This window comes from Methylobacterium sp. CM6241 (assembly GCF_054817845.1).
Genome location: NZ_CM139246.1, coordinates 42,651 through 67,500, shown reverse-complemented (window position 1 = coordinate 67,500; position 24,850 = coordinate 42,651). Strand labels below are relative to the sequence as shown.

At 68.3% G+C, this 24,850-nt stretch carries 20 protein-coding genes (1 of these 20 running past the window's edge); 5 read left to right on the top strand and 15 right to left on the bottom strand.

Annotated features, from left to right (window positions below):
• From ACYQR9_RS00270 to ACYQR9_RS00250, 5 genes are all read right to left on the bottom strand, one after another.
• A protein-coding gene (locus ACYQR9_RS00270) for a DUF4167 domain-containing protein (protein ID WP_461228333.1) crosses the window boundary here: on the bottom strand, positions 1-1,330 show its 5' portion. Its footprint begins 5 nt before the window's first position; the window shows 1,330 of its 1,335 coding nt (coding positions 1-1,330); it begins with the start codon at positions 1,328-1,330; its stop codon lies beyond the left edge, outside the window.
• A gap of 429 nt (positions 1,331-1,759) precedes the next feature.
• Positions 1,760-2,665: a peptide chain release factor N(5)-glutamine methyltransferase gene (gene prmC / locus ACYQR9_RS00265; RefSeq protein WP_461229696.1), complete on the bottom strand. Its 906-nt coding sequence runs from the start codon at positions 2,663-2,665 to the stop codon at positions 1,760-1,762.
• A gap of 26 nt (positions 2,666-2,691) precedes the next feature.
• On the bottom strand, positions 2,692-3,777 hold the full coding sequence (gene prfA, locus ACYQR9_RS00260) for a peptide chain release factor 1 (protein ID WP_018042072.1): 1,086 nt from the start codon (positions 3,775-3,777) through the stop codon (positions 2,692-2,694).
• A gap of 88 nt (positions 3,778-3,865) precedes the next feature.
• Positions 3,866-6,130, bottom strand: coding sequence for a phosphoenolpyruvate--protein phosphotransferase (gene ptsP / locus ACYQR9_RS00255; protein ID WP_461228332.1), 2,265 nt, complete (start codon positions 6,128-6,130; stop codon positions 3,866-3,868).
• Between the two features lie 72 nt (positions 6,131-6,202).
• Positions 6,203-7,438 (bottom strand): aspartate kinase, encoded by a 1,236-nt coding sequence (locus ACYQR9_RS00250; RefSeq protein ID WP_207413138.1) that lies wholly within the window; start codon positions 7,436-7,438, stop codon positions 6,203-6,205.
• Positions 7,439-7,624: 186 nt separating this feature from the next.
• Here ACYQR9_RS00250 and ubiG point away from each other — a divergent pair, with 186 nt between their 5' ends.
• On the top strand, positions 7,625-8,371 hold the full coding sequence (ubiG, locus tag ACYQR9_RS00245) for a bifunctional 2-polyprenyl-6-hydroxyphenol methylase/3-demethylubiquinol 3-O-methyltransferase UbiG (RefSeq protein ID WP_311276652.1): 747 nt from the start codon (positions 7,625-7,627) through the stop codon (positions 8,369-8,371).
• Positions 8,372-8,475: 104 nt separating this feature from the next.
• Entirely contained in the window at positions 8,476-9,450 is a 975-nt protein-coding gene (locus ACYQR9_RS00240; protein WP_461228331.1) for an NADPH:quinone oxidoreductase family protein, read from the top strand.
• A gap of 232 nt (positions 9,451-9,682) precedes the next feature.
• Here ACYQR9_RS00240 and ACYQR9_RS00235 read toward each other — a convergent pair whose 3' ends face one another.
• The 3 genes from ACYQR9_RS00235 to ACYQR9_RS00225 form a co-directional block, all read right to left on the bottom strand.
• Positions 9,683-13,033, bottom strand: coding sequence for an error-prone DNA polymerase (locus ACYQR9_RS00235; protein WP_461229695.1), 3,351 nt, complete (start codon positions 13,031-13,033; stop codon positions 9,683-9,685).
• A 244-nt stretch (positions 13,034-13,277) separates the two neighbouring features.
• Positions 13,278-14,861, bottom strand: coding sequence for a Y-family DNA polymerase (locus tag ACYQR9_RS00230; protein ID WP_461228330.1), 1,584 nt, complete (start codon positions 14,859-14,861; stop codon positions 13,278-13,280).
• Positions 14,788-15,498 carry an ImuA family protein gene (locus ACYQR9_RS00225; protein ID WP_461228329.1) on the bottom strand — a complete coding sequence of 237 codons (711 nt, stop codon included), beginning with the start codon at positions 15,496-15,498 and terminating at the stop codon, positions 14,788-14,790. Before ACYQR9_RS00225 ends, ACYQR9_RS00230 begins: the two co-directional genes overlap by 74 nt.
• A 321-nt stretch (positions 15,499-15,819) precedes the next feature.
• On the opposite strand from ACYQR9_RS00225, the gene ACYQR9_RS00220 reads away from it, so the two are divergent.
• Entirely contained in the window at positions 15,820-16,833 is a 1,014-nt protein-coding gene (locus ACYQR9_RS00220; RefSeq protein ID WP_461228328.1) for a collagen-like protein, read from the top strand.
• Here ACYQR9_RS00220 and ACYQR9_RS00215 read toward each other — a convergent pair.
• The 3 genes from ACYQR9_RS00215 to ACYQR9_RS00205 all read right to left on the bottom strand — a co-directional run bounded on the left by ACYQR9_RS00215 (position 16,828) and on the right by ACYQR9_RS00205 (position 19,198).
• Positions 16,828-18,063: a TIGR03862 family flavoprotein gene (locus ACYQR9_RS00215; RefSeq protein WP_461228327.1), complete on the bottom strand. Its 1,236-nt coding sequence runs from the start codon at positions 18,061-18,063 to the stop codon at positions 16,828-16,830. The two genes, ACYQR9_RS00220 and ACYQR9_RS00215, sit on opposite strands and share 6 nt — an antisense overlap.
• Positions 18,064-18,121: 58 nt before the next feature.
• Complete coding sequence (locus tag ACYQR9_RS00210) at positions 18,122-18,886, bottom strand: ComF family protein (protein ID WP_461228326.1); 765 nt, start codon at positions 18,884-18,886, stop codon at positions 18,122-18,124.
• Between the two features lie 84 nt (positions 18,887-18,970).
• Positions 18,971-19,198 (bottom strand): hypothetical protein, encoded by a 228-nt coding sequence (locus ACYQR9_RS00205; protein ID WP_461228325.1) that lies wholly within the window; start codon positions 19,196-19,198, stop codon positions 18,971-18,973.
• A gap of 100 nt (positions 19,199-19,298) precedes the next feature.
• On the opposite strand from ACYQR9_RS00205, the gene ACYQR9_RS00200 reads away from it, so the two are divergent.
• A complete protein-coding gene (locus ACYQR9_RS00200; protein WP_461228324.1) occupies positions 19,299-20,195 on the top strand; it encodes a methyltransferase domain-containing protein in 897 nt (298 codons plus the stop codon).
• 10 nt (positions 20,196-20,205) lie between these two features.
• Positions 20,206-20,565, top strand: a complete 360-nt coding sequence (locus tag ACYQR9_RS00195) for a DUF427 domain-containing protein (RefSeq protein WP_461229694.1) — start codon at positions 20,206-20,208, stop codon at positions 20,563-20,565.
• Between the two features lie 6 nt (positions 20,566-20,571).
• Here ACYQR9_RS00195 and ACYQR9_RS00190 read toward each other — a convergent pair whose 3' ends face one another.
• Genes ACYQR9_RS00190 through argJ form a run of 4 tightly spaced genes read right to left on the bottom strand, consistent with a single transcriptional unit; the run spans position 20,572 to position 24,599 of the window.
• A complete protein-coding gene (locus ACYQR9_RS00190; RefSeq protein ID WP_461228323.1) occupies positions 20,572-22,116 on the bottom strand; it encodes a DUF6880 family protein in 1,545 nt (514 codons plus the stop codon).
• Between the two features lie 52 nt (positions 22,117-22,168).
• A complete protein-coding gene (gene mutT / locus ACYQR9_RS00185; protein WP_244478083.1) occupies positions 22,169-22,606 on the bottom strand; it encodes an 8-oxo-dGTP diphosphatase MutT in 438 nt (145 codons plus the stop codon).
• Complete coding sequence (locus ACYQR9_RS00180) at positions 22,603-23,352, bottom strand: SIMPL domain-containing protein (RefSeq protein WP_461228322.1); 750 nt, start codon at positions 23,350-23,352, stop codon at positions 22,603-22,605. Before ACYQR9_RS00180 ends, mutT begins: the two co-directional genes overlap by 4 nt.
• The gene (gene argJ, locus ACYQR9_RS00175; protein ID WP_461228321.1) at positions 23,349-24,599 is read right to left on the bottom strand and encodes a bifunctional glutamate N-acetyltransferase/amino-acid acetyltransferase ArgJ; all 1,251 of its coding nucleotides are present in this window, start codon (positions 24,597-24,599) and stop codon (positions 23,349-23,351) included. The genes ACYQR9_RS00180 and argJ overlap by 4 nt, the downstream gene beginning before the upstream one ends.
• Positions 24,600-24,850: the final 251 nt, after the last annotated feature.

Below are 24,850 nucleotides of genomic sequence, written 5' to 3'. Positions count from 1 at the left end.
CGACGGTGGAGGGTGTATCGTCGGCGTTCGTGCTGCCGCCCTCTGAGCCTTCCGGTCCCTCGAAGCGAGGACGACGGCGACGACGTGGCTTCGGTGCTGCCGGAGCTGAATCGTCCTTCGTCACCTCTCCGGCGAGATCGCGTTTCGGCTCCGCTTCGCCAGCGGGTTCGACAAAGCGTTCTGCCACCGGTACAGCGGCCGGACGAGGAGCTGCCGTCAGGAAAGCCGGCAAGGCACTGACATCGTCTTCAGCGCGAAGATCGGGTTCCTCGCGGCGGCGGGAACGGCGCGGAGCCGTTTCCGAACGGCGGCTGTCACTGCGCGAGGATTCCGGGCGCGGGCTCTCCTGGCGCTGGTTTTCCTGGCGCGGTGAATCCTGTCTCACAGGCTCGTTTCTAAGCGCAGGCTCCTGTCGAGGATTGTCCTGGCGATAGGCCTCCTGCCGGGGAGCTTCCTGGCGAGACACGTCCTGAGACACCTGGTCCGGCTTCGGCGCGGTGTCGTTGCCCTGGAACTCGCTGCGCTGGCTTTCGTAGCGGGAGCTGTCGTTGCGGTTCTGAGCGCGGTTGAAGTCCGTGCGCGGCTGATCCTGGCGGCCGTAATCCTGCCGCGGCTGCTCGTGCCGGGGATTGTCCTGCCTCGGATTATCCTGCCTGGCATTCTCGCCACGGAAGGAATCCTGCCGGTTATACTCCTGGCGGCCACCGTCGCTACGGTGTCCCTCATAGCGCGAACCGTCTTGGCGCGGACCGTCTTGTCGGTTCCCGTCCTGCCGGCCGCCTTCCTGGCGCTGACCGTCCCGATTGTTCTCGAAACGTTGGGGGCGGTCGTTACGATTCTGGAAACGGTCGCGCCGCGGGCTTCGCTGGTCGGACTGGGAGTCCTGGCGGTGATCGGGGCGGGAATCTTGCCGGGAATCCTGCCGCGAGTCTTGGCGTGGCGCTTCGTAGGACTGAGGCTGCGGCTGCTGCGCCGGATCGCCGTATTCCTCGCCGTAGCTGTTGCCGTAACCGTTGGCGGCGTAGCCCTGGCTCGCGCCCTGGCCCTCGTCTTCGCCATCCTCGTCGTCATCGTAGCCGTTGCGGGCGTAACCGCCATTCTGCTGGCGGTTCTGCTCCTGGGCACCGGAGATGATGCGGAAATAATGCTCGCCGTGCTGGAAGTAATTCTCGGCCGCCACCGGATCGCCGCTCGCTTGCGCATCACGCGCCAGCTGGGCGTATTTGTCCGCGATGTGCTGAGCCGTCCCGCGGATTTTTACATCCGGCCCGTTGGACTCGTAGGAACGCGTCAGCGGATTGGGACCTTTGGGGCGGTTGCGACCGCGCATCCGTCTATTCTGGTTTGGTCTCATCGGTCTCGATTGACCCTCGTTCAAATCGGAGCGTCTGATGATGCGGCGGGGCTACGAGCGAAGGAGAATGAACCCGCTCGGGCTCTTTCCTGTCCTCGTAAGATCCGGTCGATGGTTCCGCGATCGATTGTGCCGTGCTCGCCGTATGTCCGGCCAACCGATTCCCACGCTCGCATCTCGGCGTCGATCGGATGTCTGGAACTCAGTTCATCAAGCTTCCACACGGAATCTCGTGCGTATCGGCTCGATGGTGGGGAGATCGTCTAAAAACATCGCGTGCTAGACGCCGCCGACATTTCTACCTCGATCCGCCTTAACGGACCGTTCGCGACCTGACTGTGACATTAGCGGCTCCCCAAGCCCACAACAAGCTTTTTTTCCGAGCCTTCTCGCGGTTTCCGGTGGTCAAAGGCCCGATAATGTGACGACGCGGGCGTGACCGGCCAGATCGTGCCGGATCGAACCTTGCGCGAAGCCCGCCTCATGGCCGATCCGGACGACGTCCTTCGCCTGATCGTAACCGACCTCGAACACCAGGGCCCCATTCGGCGCGAGCAGGCGCTGGCCATCCGACGCCCCGCTCACCTCCGCGGTGATCCTCCTGTAGGCAGCCAAGCCATCCTCCCCGCCATCGAGGGCGCCAATGGGATCATGGCAGCGAACTTCGTGGGAGAGCGTCGGAATGGTGGCACTCGGGATGTAGGGCGGGTTCGAGAGAATGACGTCGAACGGCTTGCCGAGAGCGGAGCACCAATCGCCGGCTAGGAAGGCGGCACGCCGTCCGACACCGTTCATCCGGGCGTTGCTGCGGGCGCAACCGAGCGCTTCGTGCGAGCGGTCGACACCCACGCCGAATGCCTGTGTCCATTCGCTCAAGAGCGCAATGAGAATGCAGCCGGATCCGGTTCCGAGATCCAGGAGGCGTAGGGGCCGGTCGCGGGTGGCATGAAGCGACAGTGCGGCATCTACCATCGTCTCGGTATCGGGCCTGGGAACCAGGGTCGCGGCGTTCAGGATGAAGGGAAGACCCCAGAACTCCCACTCGCCGAGGATGCGGGCGACGGGCTCACCCGCGAGGCGCCGTTGCATCGCCTCGCCGAGCCGCTTGGCGCCCTGCTCGCCCAGAGGCTCCGCGCCGGAAAGGACGAGCTCGGTCTGAGTGATGCCTAGGACATGGAGGAGAAGGAAACGGGCATCGCTGGCCCCGCCATCGATCCCGGCCTCGCGGAAAGCCGCCGTGATCCGGCTGAGCGCCTGCGAGCGAGACAGCCATGGGTCGATGCCTGTTCCATCCGCCCCGCCGCCCGTCACGCGAGAGTCACTCAGACCATCTTCCGTCACGCCATGCCTTCGGCGGCCATGAGTTCCGCCTGGTGCTCGGTGATGAGGGCATCCACGAGTTCGTCCAGCGCTTCGCCCGCGAGAACCTCTTCCAGTTTGTAGAGGGTGAGGTTGATGCGATGATCGGTGACCCGCGCCTGTGGGAAATTGTAGGTGCGGATACGCTCCGACCGGTCTCCCGAACCGACCTGTGACTTGCGGTCTGCTGCGCGAACGGCGTCTTTTGCCGTCCGTTCGGCATCGTAGAGCTTGGCCCGCAGGAGCGACATGGCGCGCGCGCGGTTCTTGTGCTGCGAGCGCTCTTCCTGGACGAAGATGACGATGCCGCTCGGCATATGGGTGATGCGGATCGCCGATTCCGTCTTGTTGACGTGCTGGCCGCCGGCACCCTGGGAGCGCATCGTGTCGATCTTCAGATCGGCATCGTTGACGACGATATCCACCTCCTCGGCCTCGGGCAGGACCGCTACGGTGGCGGCGGAGGTGTGAATGCGTCCCTGGGCCTCGGTATCGGGCACACGCTGGACCCGGTGGGCTCCGCTCTCGAATTTCAGCTTGGCGAAGACGCCCTTGCCCTTCACCTCGGCGATGACTTCGCGATAGCCGCCGACCGTGCCTTCGCTCTCGGAGATGACATCGACCTTCCAGCCCTTCAGATCCGCATATTTCGCGTACATCCGGAACAGATCGCCGGCGAAGAGCGCGGCTTCGTCGCCACCGGTCCCGGCACGGATTTCGAGAATGGCGCTCTTCTCGTCGGCGGCGTCCTTGGGCAGCAGGATGACCTGGAGCGCCTTGTGGGCGGCCTCGAGCCCCGCTTCCGCATCGGGCTTCTCGGCGGCGGCGAGCGCGCGCATCTCGGCATCCCCGCCCGGCTCGTCGATGAGGGCCTCGATCTCGGCGAGGTTCGTTGCGGCCGCGCGGTAGGCATGGATGGCCGCCACCACGCCGTCGAGTTCGGCGAGTTCCCGGGACAGCTGGACGAAGCTGTCGGAATCGGCCGAACCTGCGCTGAGCGTGGCGGTGACGATGTCATGCCGCGTCAGAATGGCGTCGAGACGGTCTGAAGGAATTGGGGTCATCGCCCGGAGGATACTCTCAACTGTGGAAAGGGAATGTCGAACGGACGTGCGAAAAGCTCAGCTGCCGGCGTAAGCGCCGTCACGCTCGCTAGATAGGCACGCCGTGGGCCTTGGCGAAGGCCGTCAGGACCGGCCGCAGGGAAGCGCTGTCGCTGGAACGCTCCATCTCGGCATCGATCACCGCCGCCACGGCGGACGTATCGATTCCGAGAACCATGGCCTTCACCGGGCCGATGGCGGCGGGCGACATCGACAGGTTGCGGAAGCCGAGGCCGATCAGGGCCATCGCCTCCAAGGGCTTGCCGCCGATCTCGCCGCAGATGGTGACGGGGCAGCCGGCGGCAGCCGCCCGCTCGGCGATGAGGCGGAACGCACGCAGGGCCGGCACGCTGAGCGTGTCGAACCGGTTGGCCACGCGGCGGTTTTCGCGGTCCACCGCGAAGAGGAACTGCATCAGGTCGTTCGAGCCCACCGACAGGAAGTCGGCGACCTTGGCGATCTCGTCGATCTGGAAGAGGAGTGAGGGCACCTCGACCATCACGCCGAGGCGGCAATCGCTCGGAAGGATATGGCCGTGGCGGCGCAGATGCGCCTTCTCCCGGTCGACGATGGCCTTGGCGCGGACGAACTCGTCCACCGTCGCCACCATCGGAAACATGATCTTGAGAGGCCGGCCGGACGCCGCCCGCAGCAGCGCGCGCAACTGCACCCGCAACAGGGCGGGGCGGTCGAGGCCGATGCGGATGGCGCGCCAGCCGAGAGCCGGGTTTTCCTCCTCGAGGGCCGGCATGTAGGGCAGGATCTTGTCGCCGCCGATATCCAGGGTACGGATCGTCACGGGCAGGTCGCCGGTGGCGGCGAACACCGCCTCGTAGAGCGATTGCTGCTCGGCGGCCGAGGGCATCCGCTGCGCCACCATGAACTGCAATTCCGTGCGGAACAGGCCGATGCCCTCCGCGCCGGTCTCATGGAGATGGGTGAGGTCGACCAGCAGTCCGGCATTCAGCTGCAGGCCGATGGCGACCCCGTCCCTGGTGACGGCGGGGAGGTCGCGGAGCGCCCGGTACTGTTCCTGACGGCGCGCGCGCAGGCGGACCTGCTCGGCATAAGCCGCCTCGATCTCAGGCCCGGGACGGACCTGGATCTCGCCGGTGACACCATCGACGATGATGGCGTCGCCCGCATCGCAGAGGGCCGTGGCATTGGCGATCTCACCCACCGCCGGGATGCCGAGCGCCCGTGCGACGATGGCGATGTGGCTCGTCGGGCCACCTTCCTCCAGCACCACGCCGCGCAGGGAGGCGCGATCGTAGTCGAGGAGGGCGGCCGGCCCCATGGAGCGGGCGACGAGAATCGCGTTTTCGGGAAGCTCGCGATGCGTGCCGTTGCTCTCCGTTCCGATCAGCGTGCGCAGAAGACGGTTGGCGAGATCGTCGAGGTCGTGCAGGCGGTCGCGCAGATACGGATCGCTCTGACGCATCATCCGGGCGCGGTTGTCCGACTGCACGCGCTCCACGGCGGCTTCCGCGGTGAGGCCGGAATGGACCGCCTCGCGCATCCGGCGCAGCCAGCCCTTGTCGTGCGCGAACATGCGCACCGTCTCCAGCACCTCACGCGATTCGCCGGTGCCGATGCTGTCGCCGCGTTCCACGAGGTCGTCGATGGCCGAGCGGACCTCGCCGATGGCCTCCTCCAGGCGCTCGACCTCGCGCTCCAGGTTTTCGGCGATGAGCTGCTTCACGATGATGCGCGGCTCATGCAGCACCACGTGGCCGAGTCCGATGCCATCGGCGAGCGCGACACCGCGCTGGCTCACGGCGCGGCGCGCGGCCGAGCCCGCACCTGGGGCCAGGGATTGCAATTCACCCGAAGCGATCATCTCGGACAGCACCATCGCCGTCGTCTGGAGCGCCTCGATCTCTTCTTCCGAATAGACCCGGTAAGTGAGGTTCTGCACCACGAGGACGCCGAGCGTGTTCCCGGCCCGCAGCAGCGGCACGCCGAGGAAGGCGTGATAGGCCTCTTCCCCGGTCTCTGGGCGATACGAGAAAGCGGGGTGGGACTGGGCGTCCGAGAGCGAGAGCGGCTCGGCGGTCTTGGCGATGAGGCCGACGAGGCCTTCATCGGCCCGCATCCGGGTCAGGTGGACGGCCGAACGGTTCAGTCCCTCGGTGGCAAACAGTTCGAGGGTGTTGTCATCGCTCAGGACATAGACCGAGCAGACCTCGGCGATGACGTTCGCCGCGATGAGGGTGACGATGCGGTCGAGGCGAGCTTGTGGACTGACCGGCTCCGCCATCGCTTCGCGGAGGCGGCGCAGCAGCAGGCGCGGTCCTCCGGGCGCAGCAGGCATGGTCTCCTCGATCCGAATTCAGTCCCCGGTTCCGCACGCGCAAGTTTCATGCGCGGCGGAGAGGGCAGGCGCTCAAGCCTGATCGAGGCCGTATAGCGAGTGGAGCGTACGCACGGCAAGCTCCGTATAGGCCGCGTCGATCAGGACCGAGAACTTGATCTCCGATGTGGTGATCGCGCGGATGTTGATTCCCTTCTGCGCCAGGGCCCTGAATGCCTTGGCGGCGACACCCGCATGGCTGCGCATGCCAACGCCGATGGCCGAAACCTTGACGACATCGGTGGCGCCCTCGATCTGGGCGAACTCGATGATACCGCTCTGGGCATCGAGAATCGTGCGGGCGCGATCGTAATCGGCCGAGGGCACCGTGAAGGTCATGTCGGTGGTCGACTGGTCGCCGGACACGGTCTGGATGATCATGTCGACGTTGATGTTGGCATCCGCCAGCGGTCCGAAGATCGCGGCCGCGATCCCGGGGCTGTCCTTGACCCGGCGAAGGGTGATCTGCGCCTCGTCCTTCGAGAAGGCGATCCCGGTGATGATCTGCTGTTCCACGATGTCGTCCTCGTCGCAGATGAGGGTGCCTGTGCGGGCGTTGTCGGGCGGGTCGAAGCTGGAGCGCACCGTGGTCGGCACGCGATGGACCATGGCGAGTTCGACGGAGCGGACCTGGAGCACCTTGGCCCCGAGAGAGGCCATCTCCAGCATCTCTTCGAAGGTCACGCGCTCCATGCGCTTGGCCTTCTGCACCACGCGCGGGTCGGTGGTGTAGACGCCGTCGACGTCGGTATAGATGTCGCAGCGCTCCGCGCCGATGGCGGCGGCGATGGCGACCGCGCTGGTATCCGAGCCGCCCCGGCCGAGCGTCGTCACGCGGCCGGTCTCGGTATGGATGCCCTGGAAGCCGGCGATCACGGCGACTTCGCCGCGTTGGAAGCCAGCCTCGAGATTCTTGGGATCGATGGCGGTGATACGGGCCGAGCCGTGGGCGTCCGAGGTCTCGATCGGGATCTGCCAGCCTTGCCAGGACCGGGCCTTGATCCCGTTCTTCTGAAGCGCCGCGGCGAGGAGACCTGCGGTGACGAGCTCGCCCGATGCGACGATGGCGTCGTATTCCGCCTCGTCGTAGAGCGGGTTGGCGTCCTTGACCCAGGCCACGAGTTCGTTGGTCTTGCCGGACATGGCCGAGACCACGACGGCGACGTCGTAGCCGGCCTCGATCTCGCGCGCCACGTGGAGCGCCACGTTGCGGATACGGTCCACGGTCGCCACCGATGTGCCGCCGAACTTCATCACCAAACGGGGCATGTCGGGTCCGCGTCGATCCATTCCAGGCTGGCCGCCCGCTGCGGGCACGACGCCGGCGGCAATCGCCGCAGTCGTGTCCCGCCGCTATACCGGCCGGTGCCTGGGCGGGTACAAGGGCCCTTCGGACGTGTCAACAATCGGGCATGCGGGCGGGATGGCTCGCATCCGAGTCGGAAGGTCAGGCGAATGAATCCAGCGGCACCCTCTTCCATCGACGCCGAGGAAGTCGCGCGCTTCGAAGGGATCGCCGCGACCTGGTGGGCCGAGGATGGGCCGATGAAGGTGCTTCACCGTTTCAACCCGGTGCGTCTCGCCTATATCCGCGACGCGATCTGCAGGACCTTCGGCCGAGACCCGCGCGCGCCCTATCCGCTGAAGGGGCTGACCATCGTCGATGTCGGCTGCGGCGGCGGCGTCCTGTCCGAGCCCCTGGCGCGGCTCGGCGCCAGCGTCACCGGGCTCGATCCGGCCCCCACCAACATCGCCGTGGCGCGATCCCATGCGGAGGCCGAGGGCGTGGCGGTGGATTACCGCTCGCAGACCATCGAAGAAGTGGTGGCGGCGGGCGAGCTTTTCGACGTCGTCCTGATCATGGAGGTGGTGGAGCACGTGGTCGACATGCCGGCCTTCGTCGCGAGTGCCTGCCAGGCGGTGAAACCGGGCGGTCTCCTGTTCGCCGCCACCCTCAACCGCACAATGCGCTCCTTCGCGCTGGCCATCGTCGGAGCGGAATACGTTCTCGGCTGGCTGCCCCGCGGAACCCATGACTGGAACAAGTTCGTGAAGCCGGAGGAATTGTCCCGCGCCATCGCGCGCGGCGGCCTCGCCGTCACCGATACGACCGGTGTCGTGTTCAATCCCCTCGACGGGAGTTGGCGACCGGCCCGCGACACGGCGGTGAACTACATGGTCGCGGCCTCGCGTCCGGCCTGAACCGGGCTCTACGAGCGCCGCTGACGACGAACGCTTGCGCTGCTGCCGCCAATCGGTGCAAGCGCGCTCAAGCAAAAGGCGCTGCGGCTCAAGGGAGGATCGGCATGAAGGCTTTGCTCTGCACCAGGCTCGGCGGCCCCGAGGATCTCGCGGTCGCCGAAGTGGCCGATCCGGTCGCCGGTCCCGGCGAGGCCGTGGTGCGGGTGACGCTGGCGGCACTGAACTTCTTCGATACGCTCATCATCGCAGGGCGCTACCAAGTGAAGCCCGATCTGCCGTTTTCACCCGGCGGTGAGGCCGTGGGAATCATCGAGGCCCTGGGGCATGGCGTCGAGGGGTTCGGGGTCGGGGATCGGGTCATCGTCCACCGTACCTGCGGCACCTGCGCCGAGCGCATCGCGGTGGGCACCCGGCATCTCACTGCCGTCCCCGATGCGGTGAGCGACGAGCAGGCCGCCGGCCTCACCATCACCTACGGCACCTCGCTCCACGCCCTGCGGGATCGCGCGCGGCTCCAGCCCGGCGAGACCTTGGCGGTCCTCGGTGCCTCGGGCGGCGTCGGTCTCGCTGCGGTGGAGCTCGGCGTGATCATGGGGGCCAAGGTAATCGCCTGCGCCTCCTCGCCTGAGAAACTCGCGGTGGCGCAGGCGCACGGCGCCGAGATGAGCCTCGATTACAGCGCGGACAATCTGCGCGAGGGGTTGAAGAAGCTCACCGAGGGACGGGGCGTCGACGTGATCTACGATCCGATCGGCGGCGAATACGCCGAGCCTGCGCTACGCTCGCTCGGCTGGAAGGGACGCTACCTCGTCGTCGGATTCGCGGCCGGCGATATCCCACGCATCCCCCTGAACCTCGCCCTCCTGAAGGGCATCGATATCCAGGGCGTGCATTGGGGCGTGTTCGTGGAGCGCGAGCCCGAGGCTCACCGGGCGAACCAGGAGCAATTGTTGGCCTGGGTGGCGGAAGGACGGCTTAAGGCCAAGATCCACGGCACCTATCCGATGAGCGAGTACGAGAACGCGCTCGGCATCCTCAAGCGCCGCGAGGCCGTGGGCAAGGTCCTGCTGCGGCCCTGAGGGGGCAAGCCCTCCTCCCCAGCGGATCTCGTGCCTGCTCAAGATCCGTCGAGCTTGTGGGGAGGAGTTGGAGGTGGGGGTGGTGGGGTGACCCTCAGCTTACGGAGGCTGGCGGAGCCACCCCCACTCCTGACCTCTTCCCACAGGGGGGAGAGGGACGCGCTCTGCCTGCAAAAGCAGATGGGTGAATCCGGTAGCCTCGTGGGCGGGGAGAGGGGATGCGCACCGCCCCTCAATGGAAATCCCGGCTGCGGTAGACGCGCCGGTCGGGCGGCGCCCCGAAATCCGTGGTTTCCGGTGGGAGGGGGAGGCCGCCCTCCCGCAGGGTCCGCAATTCCTCTGTCAGGTCGCGAAACTGCTCGGCCAGGAGATGAACCACCAGCCCTGAGCGCTGGATGCGGCCGCGCACGGCAAGGAAGCGCGCGCTCATGGCGATGCGCCGGTTGGCGTCGAACACCTTCTTCCAGACGATGACGTTGCAGATGCCGGTCTCGTCCTCCAGCGTCAGGAACACCACGCCCTTGGCGGTGCCGGGGCGCTGCCGGGTGAGGACGAGGCCCGCCACCGTGACGCGGGCATTCTGCGCCCATGAAGGGTCGTGGTGGGCCGCCGCAGGGATCGCGCCGATGCGGGCGAGGCGCGCCCGGAAAAACGCTACCGGATGGCCTTTGAGCGAGAGGCCGGTGGAGACGTAATCCTCCGCCACATGCTCGGAGAGCGCCATGGCGGGCAGCTCCACCGCGGGCTCGGCCCGGAACAGGCCATCATCGGCATGGAAGGCGAAAAGCGGCATCGGCGCATCGAGGAGATGGGTGCGCCGGTCGGTGGGGACGCCCCGCCCGGCGCTGGCCCGCATCGACGTTCCTTCCAGCGCCCGCACCGCCCAGAGCGCGGCGCGGCGGTCGAGGTCGAGGGAGCGGAAGGCATCCGCTTCCGCCAGGCGCTCGAGGGCGTTGCGGGGCAGCGTCAGGGCGGCCTGGAGGCCCTCGACGCTGGCATAGCCGTTGCCGCGCAGGGCCACGAGCCGGGCCATGGCGGCTTTCGGCAGGCCGCTCACCTGCCGCAGGCCGATGCGGACGGCGAAGCGGCGCTCCGGCCCACGCTGCTCCGAGGCCGGTTCCAGGGTGCAGTCCCATTCGCTGGCGTTGACGTCGGGCCCGCGCACCTCGACCCCATGGGCGCGGGCATCCCGCACCAGCTGGGCCGGCTGGTAGAATCCCATGGGCTGCGAGTTCAGGATCGCGGCCAGGAAAACGTCCGGGTGCCGGCATTTCATCCAGGCCGAGGCGTAGACCAGCAGGGCGAAGCTCGCCGCGTGGCTCTCGGGAAAGCCATAAGTTGAGAATCCCTCGATCTGCTTGAAGCAGCGCTCGGCGAAATCGCGCGGATAGCCGCGCCCGACCATGCCCTCGATGAACTTGGTCCTGAAATTCACGATCAGCCCGTTATGCCGGAAGGTCGCCATGGCCCGGCGCAAGCCGTCGGATTCAGACGGCGTGAATCCGGCCGCCGTGATCGCGATCTGCATGGCGTGTTCCTGGAACAGCGGCACGCCGAAGGTCCGCTTCAATACCTCTTCGAGTTCGTTCTTCGGCCCATGGTCGGGGGAGGGGGATGGGAAGACGACAGGTTCCTCGCCCGAGCGGCGCTTCAGGTAGGGATGGACCATGTCCCCCTGGATCGGGCCGGGGCGCACGATGGCGACCTGCACCACCAGATCGTAGAATTCCTTCGGCTTCAGGCGCGGCAGCATCGACATCTGCGCCCGGCTCTCGACCTGGAACACGCCGACGGAATCGGCCTTCGAGAGCATCGCGTAGACGTCCGGCTGCTCCGGCGGGATGTCGGCCAGGGTCTCGTAGGCGACGCCGAAATCCTCGCGCAGGAAGTCGAGGCCGCGCTTGAGACAGGTCAGCATGCCGAGCGCCAGCACGTCGACCTTGAGAAGGCCGATCGTGTCGATGTCGTCCTTGTCCCATTCGATGAAGGTGCGGTCCGGCATCGCCGCATTGCCGATCGGCACGGTCTCGTCGAGACGCCCCCGCGTCAGCACGAAGCCGCCCACATGCTGGGACAGGTGGCGCGGGAAGCCGATGAGCTGGATCGCGAGGTCCACCGCCTGCCGGATCGCCGGGTTGGCGGGGTCGAGCCCGGCTTGCGCGATATGCTGGTCGGGCAGACCGTCGCCCCATGAGCCCCACACCGTGTCGGCCATCATGCCGGTGATGTCGGGGGTGAGGCCCAGTACCTTGCCGACCTCGCGGATCGCGCTGCGGGGCCGGTAGTGGATCACCGTGGCGCAAATGGCCGCGCGCTCCCGCCCGTAGCGATCGTAGAGGTGCTGGATCACCTCCTCACGGCGCTCGTGCTCGAAATCGACGTCGATATCAGGCGGTTCGTCGCGGCTTTCGGAAATGAAGCGGGCGAAGAGCAGCCGGATCTTGGTCGGGTCCACCGAGGTGATGCCGAGGCAGTAGCAGACCACGGAATTGGCCGCCGAGCCGCGGCCCTGGCACAGGATTCCCCGGTTCCGGGCGAATTCGACGATGTCGTGGATGGTGAGGAAGTAGCGGGCGTAATCGAGCTGGCGGATCAGGTCGAATTCGTGGGCGAGGGCCGTCTCCACCATCTCGGGAATGCCATCCGGATAGCGCAGCCGGGCCCGTTGCCGCGTCATGTATTCGAGATGCCCCTGTGCCGTCCTGCCGGGGGGGACGGTCTCGTCGGGATACTCGTATTTCAGCTCCTCCAGCGAGAACTCGCAGGCTTGCGCGATCTCGACACTGCGCGCGATCGCCTCCGGGTGGTCCGCGAAGAGCCGGGCCATCTCCTCCGGCGGCTTCAGATGGCGCTCGGCATTGGCTTCCAGCCGGTAGCCGGCCTCGACCAGGGTGCAACCCTCGCGGATGCAGGTGGCGACATCCTGCAGGGGGCGCCGGTCGGGATGGTGGTAGAGCGCATCCGACACCGCCACCATCGGCGCGCCGAGGCGTTTCCCGAACCCGGCCAGCCGGCCGAGGCGGCGGCGCTCGTCGCCTCGGTAGCGGTGGCTGACACCGAGGAAGACGCGGCCCGGCGCCGCCTCCGCCAGATCGGCGAGGTGACGGGCGAAGGCCTCGTCCGCCATGTCCGGCGGCGAGCCGTCTTCCGAAGGCAGAAAATCCTCGGGAGGCAGAAAATCCTCCGGAGAAATGGCGATGAAGATCTGGCCCCTTGCCGCCGCGAGCACCTCCGCGATGCCGAAGCGGCATTCGCCCTTCTCCGAACGGCGGTTGCCATCCGTGAGCAACCGGCAGAGCCGGCCATAGGCATCCCGGTCCATCGGGTAGGCGACCGCCTCAAAACCTTCCTCGGTGACGAGACGAACGCCCGGCAGATACCGGACCGTCGCTTCACCCGCCTTCTTCCGGCGCTTGGCCTCGGCATGGCCGCGCACCACGCCCGACAGCGTGTTGCGGTCGGCGATGCCGATGGCGTGAAACCCGAATTCGGCACCCTGCGCCACCATTTCCTGCGGATGCGAGGCTCCGCGCAGGAACGAGAAATTCGTGGTCACCGCCAATTCGGCATAGGGCGGGGTCATGCGCAGAAAGATGGGCCGTTCGCGCAATCCCCTCTCCCCGCGAGCGGGGAGAGGGCCGCGACGACCCCGTTGTCGGCGCGGCGAGGCGGCAGCCGAGGGTGAGGGGGCGCGTCCGAAGGAGCCTCATCCGAAGAGACCCCCTCACCCTCGCTCCGGCTTCGCCTCCGCTCATCGCAGTCACGGCAAGGTGCCTGCGATCCTCTCCCCGCCCGGCGGGGAGAGGGGAGGGCGCTCATCTCGGCACTCACGCGAACAATCCCTGCACGAACCAGCGTGCGGCCTGCTGCGCCGTGTGGAAGCCTTCCCGGTAGACCCAGAGCCTCCGGCCGGATTCGTCCTCGACCACGTAATAGTCCCGGGCCGGTGCGGGGGCGTGCCACCAGGCGTCGGCAATGCGCTCCGGTCCTTCGGCATGGGCGATTCGGTGCAGACGTCGGCGCCAGCGGAAACGCTGGGGCGGCCCGTCGGGGGCCAGCGAGAACACCTCGTCGGCCATTTCGCTGCGAGGGAAGAGGACGAGGGGGCGGGACGGCACGGGGCCGCCCGGGCGCGCATTTCCCCGCCCGGCCCAGTCGAGGGCCACATGGTTCACCCGCCACGGTTCCAGGGCGTCGGCGCGTTCGGGGATATGGCTCGCTCGTGGGCTCACCCTTATCACCCTGGCCCTGATGCGCTGGCGCAGGGCATCGGCGAGGCGGGCGGTTCCGTTGCCTTCCGCGCGTCGATCGAGGCCCGTATCAGCGAGGGAGTCCTGGCGCGCTTCCAGCCGGCCGATGCCGGTCACGTCGAGCCGCACGGTCTCGAAGCCGAAGCCGGCATCGAGGGCCGGGCCGAGCCGGTCGAGGCGCAGGTCCAGCAGCCGACCGATCTGGATGGGGCACAGGGTCGGTTCCGACAGGCCGAGATCGAGGGTCTTCTCGATGCCGTCGACCCGATGCAGGCTCAAGCGCAGGGATTGCGCGCCCATGCCCGATGCGGCGAGACGGGGAGCGATCTCCCGCATCAGCCGGATGGCGGTGGCGACGATGCCGGCCTGATGTCCGATCGGGTCGAGGAAGCCCTGGCTCGCGCCGAAGGCGGCAGGCTCGGCCAAGGAGACCAGCGGTTCGGGCCTCCTCCCCAATGCCTGATCGAGGCGCAGGAGCAGGGTCTCGCCGAAGCGTCGGGCGAGGGGAGGGCGGGGCGCGTCGGCCAACGCTCCGATCCGGCGTAGGCCAAGGCGACGCAGCGAGTCCGAGATGGACGGCTCGATCCGCAATGCGGCGACGGAAAGCTCGCGCAGGGACGGTGCATTGTCTCCGGGCGGCACGATGACGGGCCTCGCCGAACCGCCGTGGCGGGCATGGGCGAAAGCGCAGGCGGGCGTGTCGGCCAGGGCCAGCCGGGCGGGAATCGCATTGGCCGACAGGCGACCGGAAAGGTCGGCCATCAGGCCTTCCTCTCCGCCGAACAGATGGCTCGCCCCCTCCACGTCGAGGAAGAAGCCGGCAGCCCCCTCTGCCGGTCCGAACGGCGCCACCACGGGCGTGTAGCGACGGGCCCAGAGGCAGAGCCGCGCGAGGGCGGCGGCATCGGCCTCCGGGTCGGCGGGGTGGACCGCGATGCCGGGGCCGATCCTCGCTCGGGCTCGCGCCAGGGGCTCTCCCGGGCGCAGGCCCAGGGCCCAAGCCTGTGCATCCACCGCCGTGATGCGCAGGCCCCCCGGGCCGATGGCGGCCACAACGGAGGGCGCGGCCGCTTCTGGCGCCGCGTGTTCAAGCCGTGTTCGAGCGCGCCTGAGGCGCGTCAGCGGCCACTGCTCCAGCCAGACCGAAACGATGCGCGGCATGATCCCACTCCAGAAGCCAATCCCCGGTCCGTCCGTTGCGGCAGCGGTCGAGCCGTGCCCGCCAGCAGGGCCGCTCGATGCAGCCGAAGCGGTCCCGCAGGGCCGCCCCCGACCCGATCCGCCAGCGGGTCGCGGCCATGTTCGGGTTTTCCGCCTGCGGTGGCCGCAGGACGAGGAGGAGGCGGGAGGCCGCCTCGCCCGCCAGATGCAGCCGCCGGCTCTGTTTCAGCGGCAGGCCGGCATCCACCAGCCCCGCCACTGCCCTCAGGCCCTGAGACCGCAGGGCTTCCTCCACGGCGCGGTAGGCATCCGCGTCGTTCTCCACCTCCAGGATCAGCAGGCGGCCCGGATCGAGGCCGAGCCCGGCGAGCCCATGGCCGTAGGGCGTCGGATGGCTCTTGCCGATGACGAGGAGCGCCTCTCCCTCCACCCGCGCGAGGTGACGCGCCACGAGGGCGAGGGTGAAGCCCAGGGCCGCCGCCTCGTCGCCTTCGGCTTCCGGCGCGATCTCGTGCGGTCGCCCGAGCGTGAGGCCGTTGCCGGGAAGCCCCGAATCGATATGGGCGATTCCCAGGGGCAACGACTCGACGCGGAGGGGGGCGGAATGTCCTCCCTCGTGATCGCGCAGGGCGGCCATCGCAACCCTCCGGCGCCGCGCGAACTCGTCCGTGTTCGTCTCGCCCTCATCGCGCATTGTCCGTTGAGCCAAAGCCATCCTGTCCGCACCGTCGCCAGACGATAAGAACAAAACAAGAACACACTCAACAGGTTTCAGGGGTCTGAAAAATTTCCCAACGCAAACAGTCGTTTCCCCTGTGGACGGCTGTGGATGAGTGTGGACGGGCGAGAATCGGAAGGGCGTTCGAGCCCTTCGTTGTGGACTTGACCCCATGGCCGGACCCGGCATTGTCCCTCCGCCGTGCCGGACCCCCGGCGCATCAGCCGGGAGAGAATGCCCATGCGCCTCGACCAAGCCGCCCAGTGCCAGGACCTTCATCGCCCGACCGGAAACAGCCAGAAGGCCGGTTCCCTGTTCGGTAAATCGCTGATCGGCCTGATGTTGCTCGTGGGCTCCTTCTCCGGGGCCGCCTTCGCGCAGGCGCCAGGCCAGGTCAGTCCCGGCCAGCCGGGCCGTGGGATGAGCGCCGCCCCGGCGACCGATGCCGCAGCGGCTCCGGGGCCCAGGGCCAGGACCAGGCGGGTCGTGACGCCGTCGCAGCCGATCCAGGTTTACGATGCGCGGATCGAGGGGGGAGACCTGCGGATCTCAGGCAGCGTGCGCAAGGCCGGCAGCGTCGTCATTCTCGACGAAGACATCTCGGTGATGGCCGATTCGCGCGGGCGTTTCCTGTTCCGCCTTCCCTACCGGCCGCCTACCTGCGTCGCGGCGCTGAAGGCCGGTGAGGACGAGAGGGAGGCGGTGGTGGCCAATTGCGCGCCCACGGGCGAGCCCGGCCCCAAGGGCGATGCGGGCCCCGCAGGTGAAACCGGGCCGCAGGGCATGGCAGGGCTTGTCGGACCGCAGGGGATTGCGGGCCCCGCGGGCGAGGCTGGGCCGAAAGGGGAGACGGGACCGAAGGGCGAGGCCGGGCTCAAGGGGGAGACTGGCCCCCAGGGACCGATCGGTCCCAAGGGCGATATGGGTCCCAAGGGCGATGTCGGTCCCAAGGGTGAGGTTGGGCCAAAAGGCGATGTCGGCCCCAAGGGGGAAACGGGTCCCAGGGGGCCTGCCGGTCCTCAGGGCGAGCCGGGAGCGGCCGGCATCACGGCCAGCGCCGCCAACTCTAGCTTGCGTCCCGTCCGCAACGAGACGTGCTCGACAAGCGGCTGCGAGTTGAGCTGTGCCAGTGGCGAGGCCTTCGTCTCGGCCTATTGCCTGCCCTCGGGTAGCCCGTCCTTCGCCAATGGCGGCGCCAGCGCGTCCTGCCCGTCCGATGCCAAGGGCATGGTCGGGTTCTGCACGCGTCTATAGTTCCGGATCGGCCTCATCGAGCCAGTCCATCATTCCGGCGGCCGCCGCACGGCCGCTGGAAAAGGCTCCCTGCAGCAGGTAGCCGCCGGTGGGGGCTTCCCAATCCAGCATCTCGCCGGCGACGAAGACCCCCGGCCGCGCTTTCAGCATGAAGCGGTGATCTACGGCCTCGAAGGCGACGCCCCCCGCCGTGGAGATCGCCCGGTCGATCGGACGGGGAGCGAGCAGGCGCAAGGGAGCCGCCTTGATCAAGGCGGCGAGATCGCCCGCCGAGGATGGAAGCGCGCGGCCGGCCGCCTCGCGCAAAATTCCTGCCGCCACGGAGTCGAGCCCCGCATCCTTGCGCAGACGCGTGGCGAGGGAGGCGCCCTGTTTGTGCGTCGCGAGGCGTCGCATCAGCGCATCCTCGCTGAGGTCCGGCCGCAGATCGAGCACGAGACGAGCTTCGCCGCGTTCCTCGATCGCGTCGCGGATGAGGCGTGAGAGGGCATAGACCGCCCCGCCCTCGATCCCGTCCGCAGTGATCATGGCCTCGCCGCGCACGGTCTCGCCGCCGAGCCTGAGCACGACGCGCTTCAGAGGGGTCCCGGCGAAGCGTTCGCGGAACACGTCCGACCACGGCACGCCGAAGCCGACATTGGCGGGTTTGAGCGGCGAGACGGCGATGCCTGCCCCGGTGAGAAGCGGGACCCAGGTCCCATCCGAGCCGAGCCGTGGCCAGCTCGCTCCGCCAAGCGCCATCAGGGTCGCCTGGGGGGCCACCGTGACGCGTCCGTCCGGGGTCTCGAAAGCCAGGCTTCCATCCGCCTCCCAACCCAGGAAGAAATGCCGTGTGAGGATGCGGACGCGGGACGCATCGAGCCGCCCCAGCCATGCCCGCAGGAGCGGGGAGGCCTTGAAGCTTTTCGGGAATACACGGCCGCTCGACCCGACGAAGGTCGGCTGGCCGAGCCCCTCGCACCAGTCCCGCAAGGCTTGCGGAGGAAACGCGTCGACCGCCTTCGCGAAAGACGGATTCGCTGGGTGGTAGCGGCGGTGGAACGCCTCCAGCGGCTCGCTATGCGTGAGGTTGAGGCCGCCCCGCCCGGCGATGAGGAACTTGCGCCCCACCGAGGGCATCCGCTCGTAGATCGTGACGCGGTGACCGGCCTCGGCCAGAATCTCGGCGGCAGCGAGCCCGGCCGGGCCTCCGCCGATCACCGCGATGTCTCGTGACGTCAATCCTGTCATGGACGTTGGGAGGCCGTGGCGGAGCCCGACTGTCAAGGGCGGAGGTCGGTTTGTTGGCTCAGCCTGCCTCGGCTGCGACCAGGGCGAAGGTGAGGACATCCACTGAAGCCGCTCCTCCCCGCAAGAGCACCCGCGATGCGGCATTGGCGGTGGAGCCGGTGGTCGTGACATCGTCGATGAGTAGGATTCTTCGCCCCTGGAGCCTGGGCTTCGCCGATGCGGGGACCCGGAACGCGCCCTGGAGATTCGTCGCCCGCGCCGCGCGGCTGAGCCCGACCTGCGAGCGCGTCGCCTTCACCCGGGCGAGAAGCGAGGTCTCGCAGGGCAGGGACGCAATGCGGCCGATACCGCGGCCGAGGAGGGCGGCCTGGTTGAAACGACGGCGCCACAGCCGGGTCCAGTGCAGCGGCACGGGAATGAGGCAATCGGCCTCCCGCAGCAATTCGGCGCCCGCCGATGCCATCATCCGCGCCATGGGGGCGGCGAGATCGAGCCGGTCCTCGTATTTCAGGCGGTGAACGAGATCGCGCGCCACATCGTCGTAAAGCGCGACGGCCCTGGCCCGCCCGAAGACGGGGGGATCGGCGATGGCGCGCGGGGACAAGAGAGGGCCGAGCCCCAGATCGACGGGAAACGGCGTGCCCAGGCGCGGGCAATAGGGCTGTTCGATGAGGCGCAGGCTCGACCAGCAGCGGGGGCACAAAGCATGCGGATCGGCGGTGGCGGCGCCGCAGCCGGCGCAGGTCGGCGGGTAGATCAGGCCGAGGGCGCCCGCCGAGATCGAACGGACACCTCGCCGAAGAAATTGGGCGGCGGACACCATAATGCGTGCTTAGGTCCAGTTCGTCGCTTCGCGAAGACCTTACGCAACATTGTCCCGGCGAAGCGACGTCCGGAAAGCGGCGCCTTACTGTGCCGCGGGCTGCTGGCCCTGATTCTGCTGCTTGTCCTTCTTGCTGGCCCTGTGGTGGCCGATGGCGCAGCCGGCTGCCGCCCCCATCTTGCCGTGTCCGGCCATATGGCCGGCGACGCCGCCCACGAGCGCGCCCTTGATGCAGCCCTTGGCTTCGGCGGCCCCACTCAGCGAGAGGGCCGTGAGGGTGGACAAGGCGATTCCCGTCAGAAGTCGAATCATGAATCCGGTCTCCGGTTTCCGTTATGATGCGCCAACCTCCCGCCGCTCTGCCCCGTTCCGGCTGGCAGGATCACGTTTTCGCGCCAGCTATAGGAGCGAGATGACCAGCCCACCGCCCCTCTTCGATACGGCCCTTGCCCGTCTCCGCCTCCTGCGCGCCACCCGTGCGGGCTATGCCGATTTCCTGCTGGCGCGACTCGCCGAGGATCTCGACGATCGTCTCGCCGCGGTGCTGCGCCCCTTTCCCGAGGCGCTCGACCTCGGGACGCCGAGTTCCGCCCCCGCCCGCCATCTTCTGCGCTCCGGCCGCGTCGGCGCCGTCACCCGTGTGGCGCCACTGGCCGAGGCCGGCGATGGTCTCGGCCTCGCCGTCGGCGATCCGGAAGCGCTGCCGCTGGCGGCTTCCCGTTTCGATCTCGCCCTGTCGCTACTGGCCCTGCAGCACGTCAACGATCTGCCGGGTGCGCTGGCCCAGCTGCGGCGGGTGTTGAAGCCCGACGGGCTGTTCGTCGGCTGTCTCCTCGGCGGGCGCACCCTCACCGAACTGCGCCAGTCCTTCGGACAGGCCGAGGCCGAGATCGAAGGCGGAATCAGTCCGCGCGTGGCGCCCTTCGCCGAGGTGCGCGAGATGGGCAGCCTGCTCCAGCGCGCCGGCTTCGCCCTGCCGGTGACGGATGTCGACGCGATAACCGTGCGCTACGCCGATCCCTTCGCCCTGATGCGCGACCTGCGCGCCATGGGCCTCACCAACGTGCTGACCGAGCGCCGCCGCACGCCTCTGCGCCGAGACACCCTGATGCGGATGGCCGCGATCTATGCCGAGCGGTTCGCCGATTCCGACGGGCGCCTGAGGGCGACGTTCGAGATCCTGTGGCTTTCCGGCTGGGCGCCGCATGAGAGCCAGCAGAAGCCGCTCAAGCCCGGCAGCGCCAAGTCCCGTCTCGCCGACGCCCTGGGCGTTCCCGAGATCACGCCCGGCACAACCAGCGATTCCTGAGGAGACGATGATGAAACAGCCCGGCCCGGACCATCCCATCACCATCGAGACGAGCCCTCTGCGCGTCCGCGTCATCCTAGACGGAACGGTGATCGCGGAATCGGGAGCTGCCCTCGTCCTCCACGAGGCGAGCTACGGGCCGGTCTATTACCTGCCCCGCGCCGATGCGCGCTGGGAGCATTTCACCCGCTCGGCGCGCAGGAGCCACTGCCCCTACAAGGGCGAGGCCAGCTACTACACGCTGACGGTCGGCGACACGGTTCGGGCCGACGCGGTCTGGAGCTACGAGACTCCGTTTCCCGCCGTCGCCGAAATCAAGGATCATCTCGCCTTCTATCCGGACAGGGTCGACGCCATCGAGGTGGGCTGAGTTCCGTCATACGCGGGATTGTCCGGCCTTCTCCCAGAAGGCCGATTTCCGCCCGTGCGCCTTGCGTAACGCGTCGCGATAGGCGGCGTGGTCCGGCGTGAGGTCGCCCGGTTCGAGGCGCTGCGCCAGGGTATCGAGGGTCAGGAGGTGGCGTGCGCCGTAACCGTAGGCGCTGGAGCGGCCCTTGCTCAGCATGTCGTCGATCATGCAGCGGTAGAGCAGGCTCGCCGCCTTCGGGCTCGCCTCTTCCAGAGCCTCGGCCGCGGGAGCGAGGATCTCATAGCGGTTGCCGTCCCATGTCGCGGCCTTGTCGATGACGAGGCGCGCGGCGCGATCGAGCTTGGGCCAATGCACGAGGAAATGCAGGGCGCGGTAGGGGTCGTCGTGAGACGCCGCATGGTCGAAGGCGCGCTCCAGCGCCTCTTCGTCCTCGAAATCGGGAAGCTTGGCGACGTAGTCGCGCAGCATCTCGCGGTCGAGACGGGCTTCGAAACAGGCCCAGCGCTTCGCCTGTGCCTCGTCCCTGCGGCCGAGAGCGTCGAGGATGCGGATTTCGAGGGAGGCCCGCTCACGCTGGGGCGCGTCCGGGTCGAAGCTTCCCGTCAGCATCTGCTCGCGGGTGACGACGACGATTCCGCGTTTCTGCGGCCGTCCGATCCAGTCGAGCGCCTCGGCGGCGCGGTTCGCCGAGAGCAGACGCTCCGCTACGGCCATCGTGTTGGGATGGTCGGGGGACATCGCCTGTTCCAGGGCGATGAAAGCCTCGACGTCGCCGCGCCGGTCGGCGAGGGCCTGGCGCATCCGCAGCAGGCGCATGCGCTCCATCTTCCGGTCCCAGCCCTGCGTGCTGAAGGCGGCCGAGCGGGTTGCCGGCTTGCCCGATCCCTTCGGTTCCGGCGGTGTCGCCGATGCGAGGGCCGCGTCGACCGGCTCCAAAGCGGTATCGGGCAGGCCCTCCACCACCGTGAGCAGCAGGGCATCGAGGATGCCGAACCCGTCCGTCTCGAGGAGCGGCACCAGTTTCACGGCCAATCGGGCGGTCTCGGCCGGAGGGAGCCGAAGCGCCAGATCGGCGGCGGCATGCGCCGCCCGTTCGTAGACGCCCACCACCTGACCGCTGGAATCGTCGACGCGCTCCAGCACGCCCTGCGCCCCGCCCAGGAAACGGATCAACCGATTCAGGGCGGAATCCACGTCGAGAGGAGCCAGTTCCGAGACGATGGTGGAGATCGTGGCGTCGAGATCGGCGGCGAAGCTGCGCCGTTTCTGCCAGTCGATGTAACCGTGGGCCCGTTCGAGGGCGGTCAACCGTCTGTCGATCAGGGCGGCGACGGCATCGGGTCCCTGCAATCCGGCGATCGCGGCGGTGACGAGCTTCTTGAAGGCGGGATTGCGCGCGGTCTCGTCGAGGACGAGGCCGATCAATCGGTCGAGCCCCAGCGGCGCCAAGGTCTCGGGCGACGGCGTGGTCTTGCGCGTGACGCGCTTCGGCTTCTCCGCCGCGACCGCGCTCGGCTTGGGGGCCGTCTTTACCGCTGCCTTGCGCGCCATGCTTTCCGTCTCCCGCCTCCGACGGACAACCTGTGGCGGCAGGGTGCAGCCATCAAGGTCCGAGGAGATCGACCAGGAACGGGATCAGCGGCGCATCGGCGGGCGGCATCGGCTGGTCCTTGAGTTCGCGCGGGCGCACCCATTTCAGCGCCTGCCCCTCCATGGAACGGGCCATGCCCTCCCAGCGGCGGCAGACATAGAGCGGCATCAGCAGGTGAAAGTCGGGATAGGCGTGGCTCGCGAAGGTCAGCGGAGCAAGACAGGCCTCCTTCACCTCGATCCCGATCTCCTCGCGCAATTCGCGGATCAGGGTCTCCTCCGGCCGCTCTCCCGGCTCGACCTTGCCGCCCGGGAACTCCCAGAGACCGGCGAGCTGCTTGCCCTCCGGGCGCTGGGCCAGGAGAACGCGGCCATCCGTATCCACCAGGGCGACCGCCACCACGAGGAGGATGCGGAACGGAGGCGGCGTCACGGCGGAGTCTTGTGTCACGGCAGGATCGCGAAGCTGGCCGAGACCTCGGCACTCGTCTCGATCGTGCCCGCCGCCAGCGGCACCGGCACGCCGGAGCGCTTGGACCGCATCGGGGCCGCCGCCATCGCCATCGGCATGCCGCCGCCCTGGGGCGTCGTCTGGATCGACAGGGGCGCTCCGAGCTTCACGCCGGCGGCCTCGGCGAGGCGTCCGGCCTGCGCCATCGCATCCTTCATGGCCGCCACCTGTACGGAGGCCTCCGCCGCATTCGGATCCTTCAGGCCGAACGCCACGCCCTCGATCCGGTTGGCGCCGGCATCAAGGGCTTTGCGCATCAGCTCGCCGAGCTTGCCCATATCCGAGAGGCGCACCCGCACGCTGTTGGCGGCGCGGTAGCCGTCCGGCTTCTCGGTAGTGCTGCCGTCGGGCTGGCGTACCTCCCGCGTCGCCTGGGTGAGGATGACCGCCGTCGTGCCGATATCGCTCTCGCCGACGCCAAACCCGGCCGACAGCGTGATGAGCGCGCGGGCGACGTTGCTCGCTCCGTCGAGGGCGGCAGCAGGCGTCGCGCCCTTGGCTTCGATCCCGATCTCAACCGAGGCGAAATCCGGTGGTGTCTCGGCGCGGGCGCGGCCGGTGACGACGATGCGGCTCTCACGCTTGTCGTGCTCGTCCGCCCATGCGGGAAGCGCCAGGGCGGCGAGCAGAACGGATGCGACGGCGATCCGGAATCGGCGCGGAGCGCGCTCGGACGAGCGGCTCATGAACGGTAATCCCCGTTGATCTCGATATAGCCCTTGGTCAGGTCACAGGTCCAAACCCGCGCCGTGCCATGGCCCAGGCCGAGATCGACCGTCACGGCGACGTCCGATTCGCGCATGACGGCGCTCGCTGCCGCCTCGCTGTAATCCGGGTCGCGGGCGCCCTCGCGGGCGACGCGGACGTCGCCGAACCAGATCGCGAGGCGATCGCGGTCGGCGGGCTCCCCGGCCTTGCCCACCGCCATGACGACGCGGCCCCAATTGGCATCCTCCCCGGCAATGGCCGTCTTCACCAGGGGCGAATTGGCGATGGACATGGCGATGCGGTGGGCCGAGGCATCGTTCGTCGCGCCCTTCACGTTGACGGTGACGAACTTGCGCGCGCCCTCGCCATCCTTGGCGACGAGCTGCGCCAGCTCGATGAGCAGATCGTCCAGCGCCGCGCGGAAGCCCGACAGGCGGGCGTCGCCCGGATCGGTCACGGGTGCGTTGCCGGCGGCTCCGGTGGCGAACAGCATCAGCGTGTCGGAGGTGGAGGTGTCGCCATCCACCGTCACGCAGTTGAAACTCGTCTGCGTGCCGGCGCTCAGAAGGGTCTGGAGCACGACCTGCGGCAGGGCCGCGTCGGTGAAGACGAAGCTCAGCATCGTCGCCATGTCGGGGGCGATCATGCCCGCGCCCTTGGCGATGCCGTTGATCGTCACCGTTGTCCCGTCGATCGTCGCTGTGCGCGTGCCGAGTTTGGGGAAAGTGTCGGTGGTCATGATCGCCTGCGCCGCCGCCGCCCAGGCCGCTGGGCCGGTCTCGGTCCGGGCCGCGCAATCGCTCAGCACACCTTCGAACTTGGTCGCGTCGAGGGGCTCGCCGATGACGCCGGTGGAGGCGATGAAGACCTCGTCGGGCCGGCATCCCGCCGCCTCGGCACCGATCTTCGCGGTGAGTTCCACGGCGTCCCGTCCACGCGCTCCGGTGAAGGCATTGGCATTGCCGGAATTGACGATGAGGGCGCGGGCGCCTTCCTTCGCCAGGGCTTCGCGGCACCAATCCACCGGTGCGGAGGGGCATTTCGAGCGGGTGAACACGCCCGCCGCCTGTGTCCCCGGCTGCAACGCCAGATAGAGCACGTCGGTGCGCCCGGAATAGCGGATGCCCGCCTGCGCGGTGGCGATGCCGACGCCGGCGATGGGCGGCAGGTCCGGCACGGATTTCGGTGCGAGGGGCGAGACGGGGGGAGTTTTGGCGGATGACATCAGTCGGTCGGGCTCCGGCAATCCGCCGCTATCGATTCTCTGGCGGCGCGGCGGTGTTGCATCGCCCACCGCCGCCACGTCAACACCGGCGGGCGCTTTCGAGGGAACAGTCAAGCTCCTCGGGGATTTCCTGTATCCGACGCGACGGACATCTGCGGACGCCTTGTCCTGCAGTGCAAACGTGTCCTACGATGACGCGTCGCACAGAAGATACGTGCTGGAACCGGCTTGAGCCGATCCAGGCGCGCCCA

Excerpts from the sequence above, each read along its gene's own strand:
- ACYQR9_RS00180 (WP_461228322.1), bottom strand. The coding sequence starts at position 23,352 with ATGAGCCGCTCGTCCGAGCGCGCTCCGCGCCGATTCCGGATCGCCGTC.
- ACYQR9_RS00200 (WP_461228324.1), top strand. The coding sequence starts at position 19,299 with ATGACCAGCCCACCGCCCCTCTTCGATACGGCCCTTGCCCGTCTCCGC.
- ACYQR9_RS00195 (WP_461229694.1), top strand. The coding sequence starts at position 20,206 with ATGAAACAGCCCGGCCCGGACCATCCCATCACCATCGAGACGAGCCCT.
- ACYQR9_RS00220 (WP_461228328.1), top strand. The coding sequence starts at position 15,820 with ATGCGCCTCGACCAAGCCGCCCAGTGCCAGGACCTTCATCGCCCGACC.
- ACYQR9_RS00210 (WP_461228326.1), bottom strand. The coding sequence starts at position 18,886 with ATGGTGTCCGCCGCCCAATTTCTTCGGCGAGGTGTCCGTTCGATCTCG.
- ACYQR9_RS00215 (WP_461228327.1), bottom strand. The coding sequence starts at position 18,063 with ATGACAGGATTGACGTCACGAGACATCGCGGTGATCGGCGGAGGCCCG.
- ACYQR9_RS00230 (WP_461228330.1), bottom strand. The coding sequence starts at position 14,861 with ATGCCGCGCATCGTTTCGGTCTGGCTGGAGCAGTGGCCGCTGACGCGC.
- ptsP (WP_461228332.1), bottom strand. The coding sequence starts at position 6,130 with ATGCCTGCTGCGCCCGGAGGACCGCGCCTGCTGCTGCGCCGCCTCCGC.
- ACYQR9_RS00205 (WP_461228325.1), bottom strand. The coding sequence starts at position 19,198 with ATGATTCGACTTCTGACGGGAATCGCCTTGTCCACCCTCACGGCCCTC.
- prfA (WP_018042072.1), bottom strand. The coding sequence starts at position 3,777 with ATGACCCCAATTCCTTCAGACCGTCTCGACGCCATTCTGACGCGGCAT.
- ACYQR9_RS00190 (WP_461228323.1), bottom strand. The coding sequence starts at position 22,116 with ATGGCGCGCAAGGCAGCGGTAAAGACGGCCCCCAAGCCGAGCGCGGTC.
- ACYQR9_RS00250 (WP_207413138.1), bottom strand. The coding sequence starts at position 7,438 with ATGCCCCGTTTGGTGATGAAGTTCGGCGGCACATCGGTGGCGACCGTG.
- ACYQR9_RS00235 (WP_461229695.1), bottom strand. The coding sequence starts at position 13,033 with ATGACCCCGCCCTATGCCGAATTGGCGGTGACCACGAATTTCTCGTTC.
- ubiG (WP_311276652.1), top strand. The coding sequence starts at position 7,625 with ATGAATCCAGCGGCACCCTCTTCCATCGACGCCGAGGAAGTCGCGCGC.
- ACYQR9_RS00240 (WP_461228331.1), top strand. The coding sequence starts at position 8,476 with ATGAAGGCTTTGCTCTGCACCAGGCTCGGCGGCCCCGAGGATCTCGCG.
- argJ (WP_461228321.1), bottom strand. The coding sequence starts at position 24,599 with ATGTCATCCGCCAAAACTCCCCCCGTCTCGCCCCTCGCACCGAAATCC.
- ACYQR9_RS00225 (WP_461228329.1), bottom strand. The coding sequence starts at position 15,498 with ATGGCCGCCCTGCGCGATCACGAGGGAGGACATTCCGCCCCCCTCCGC.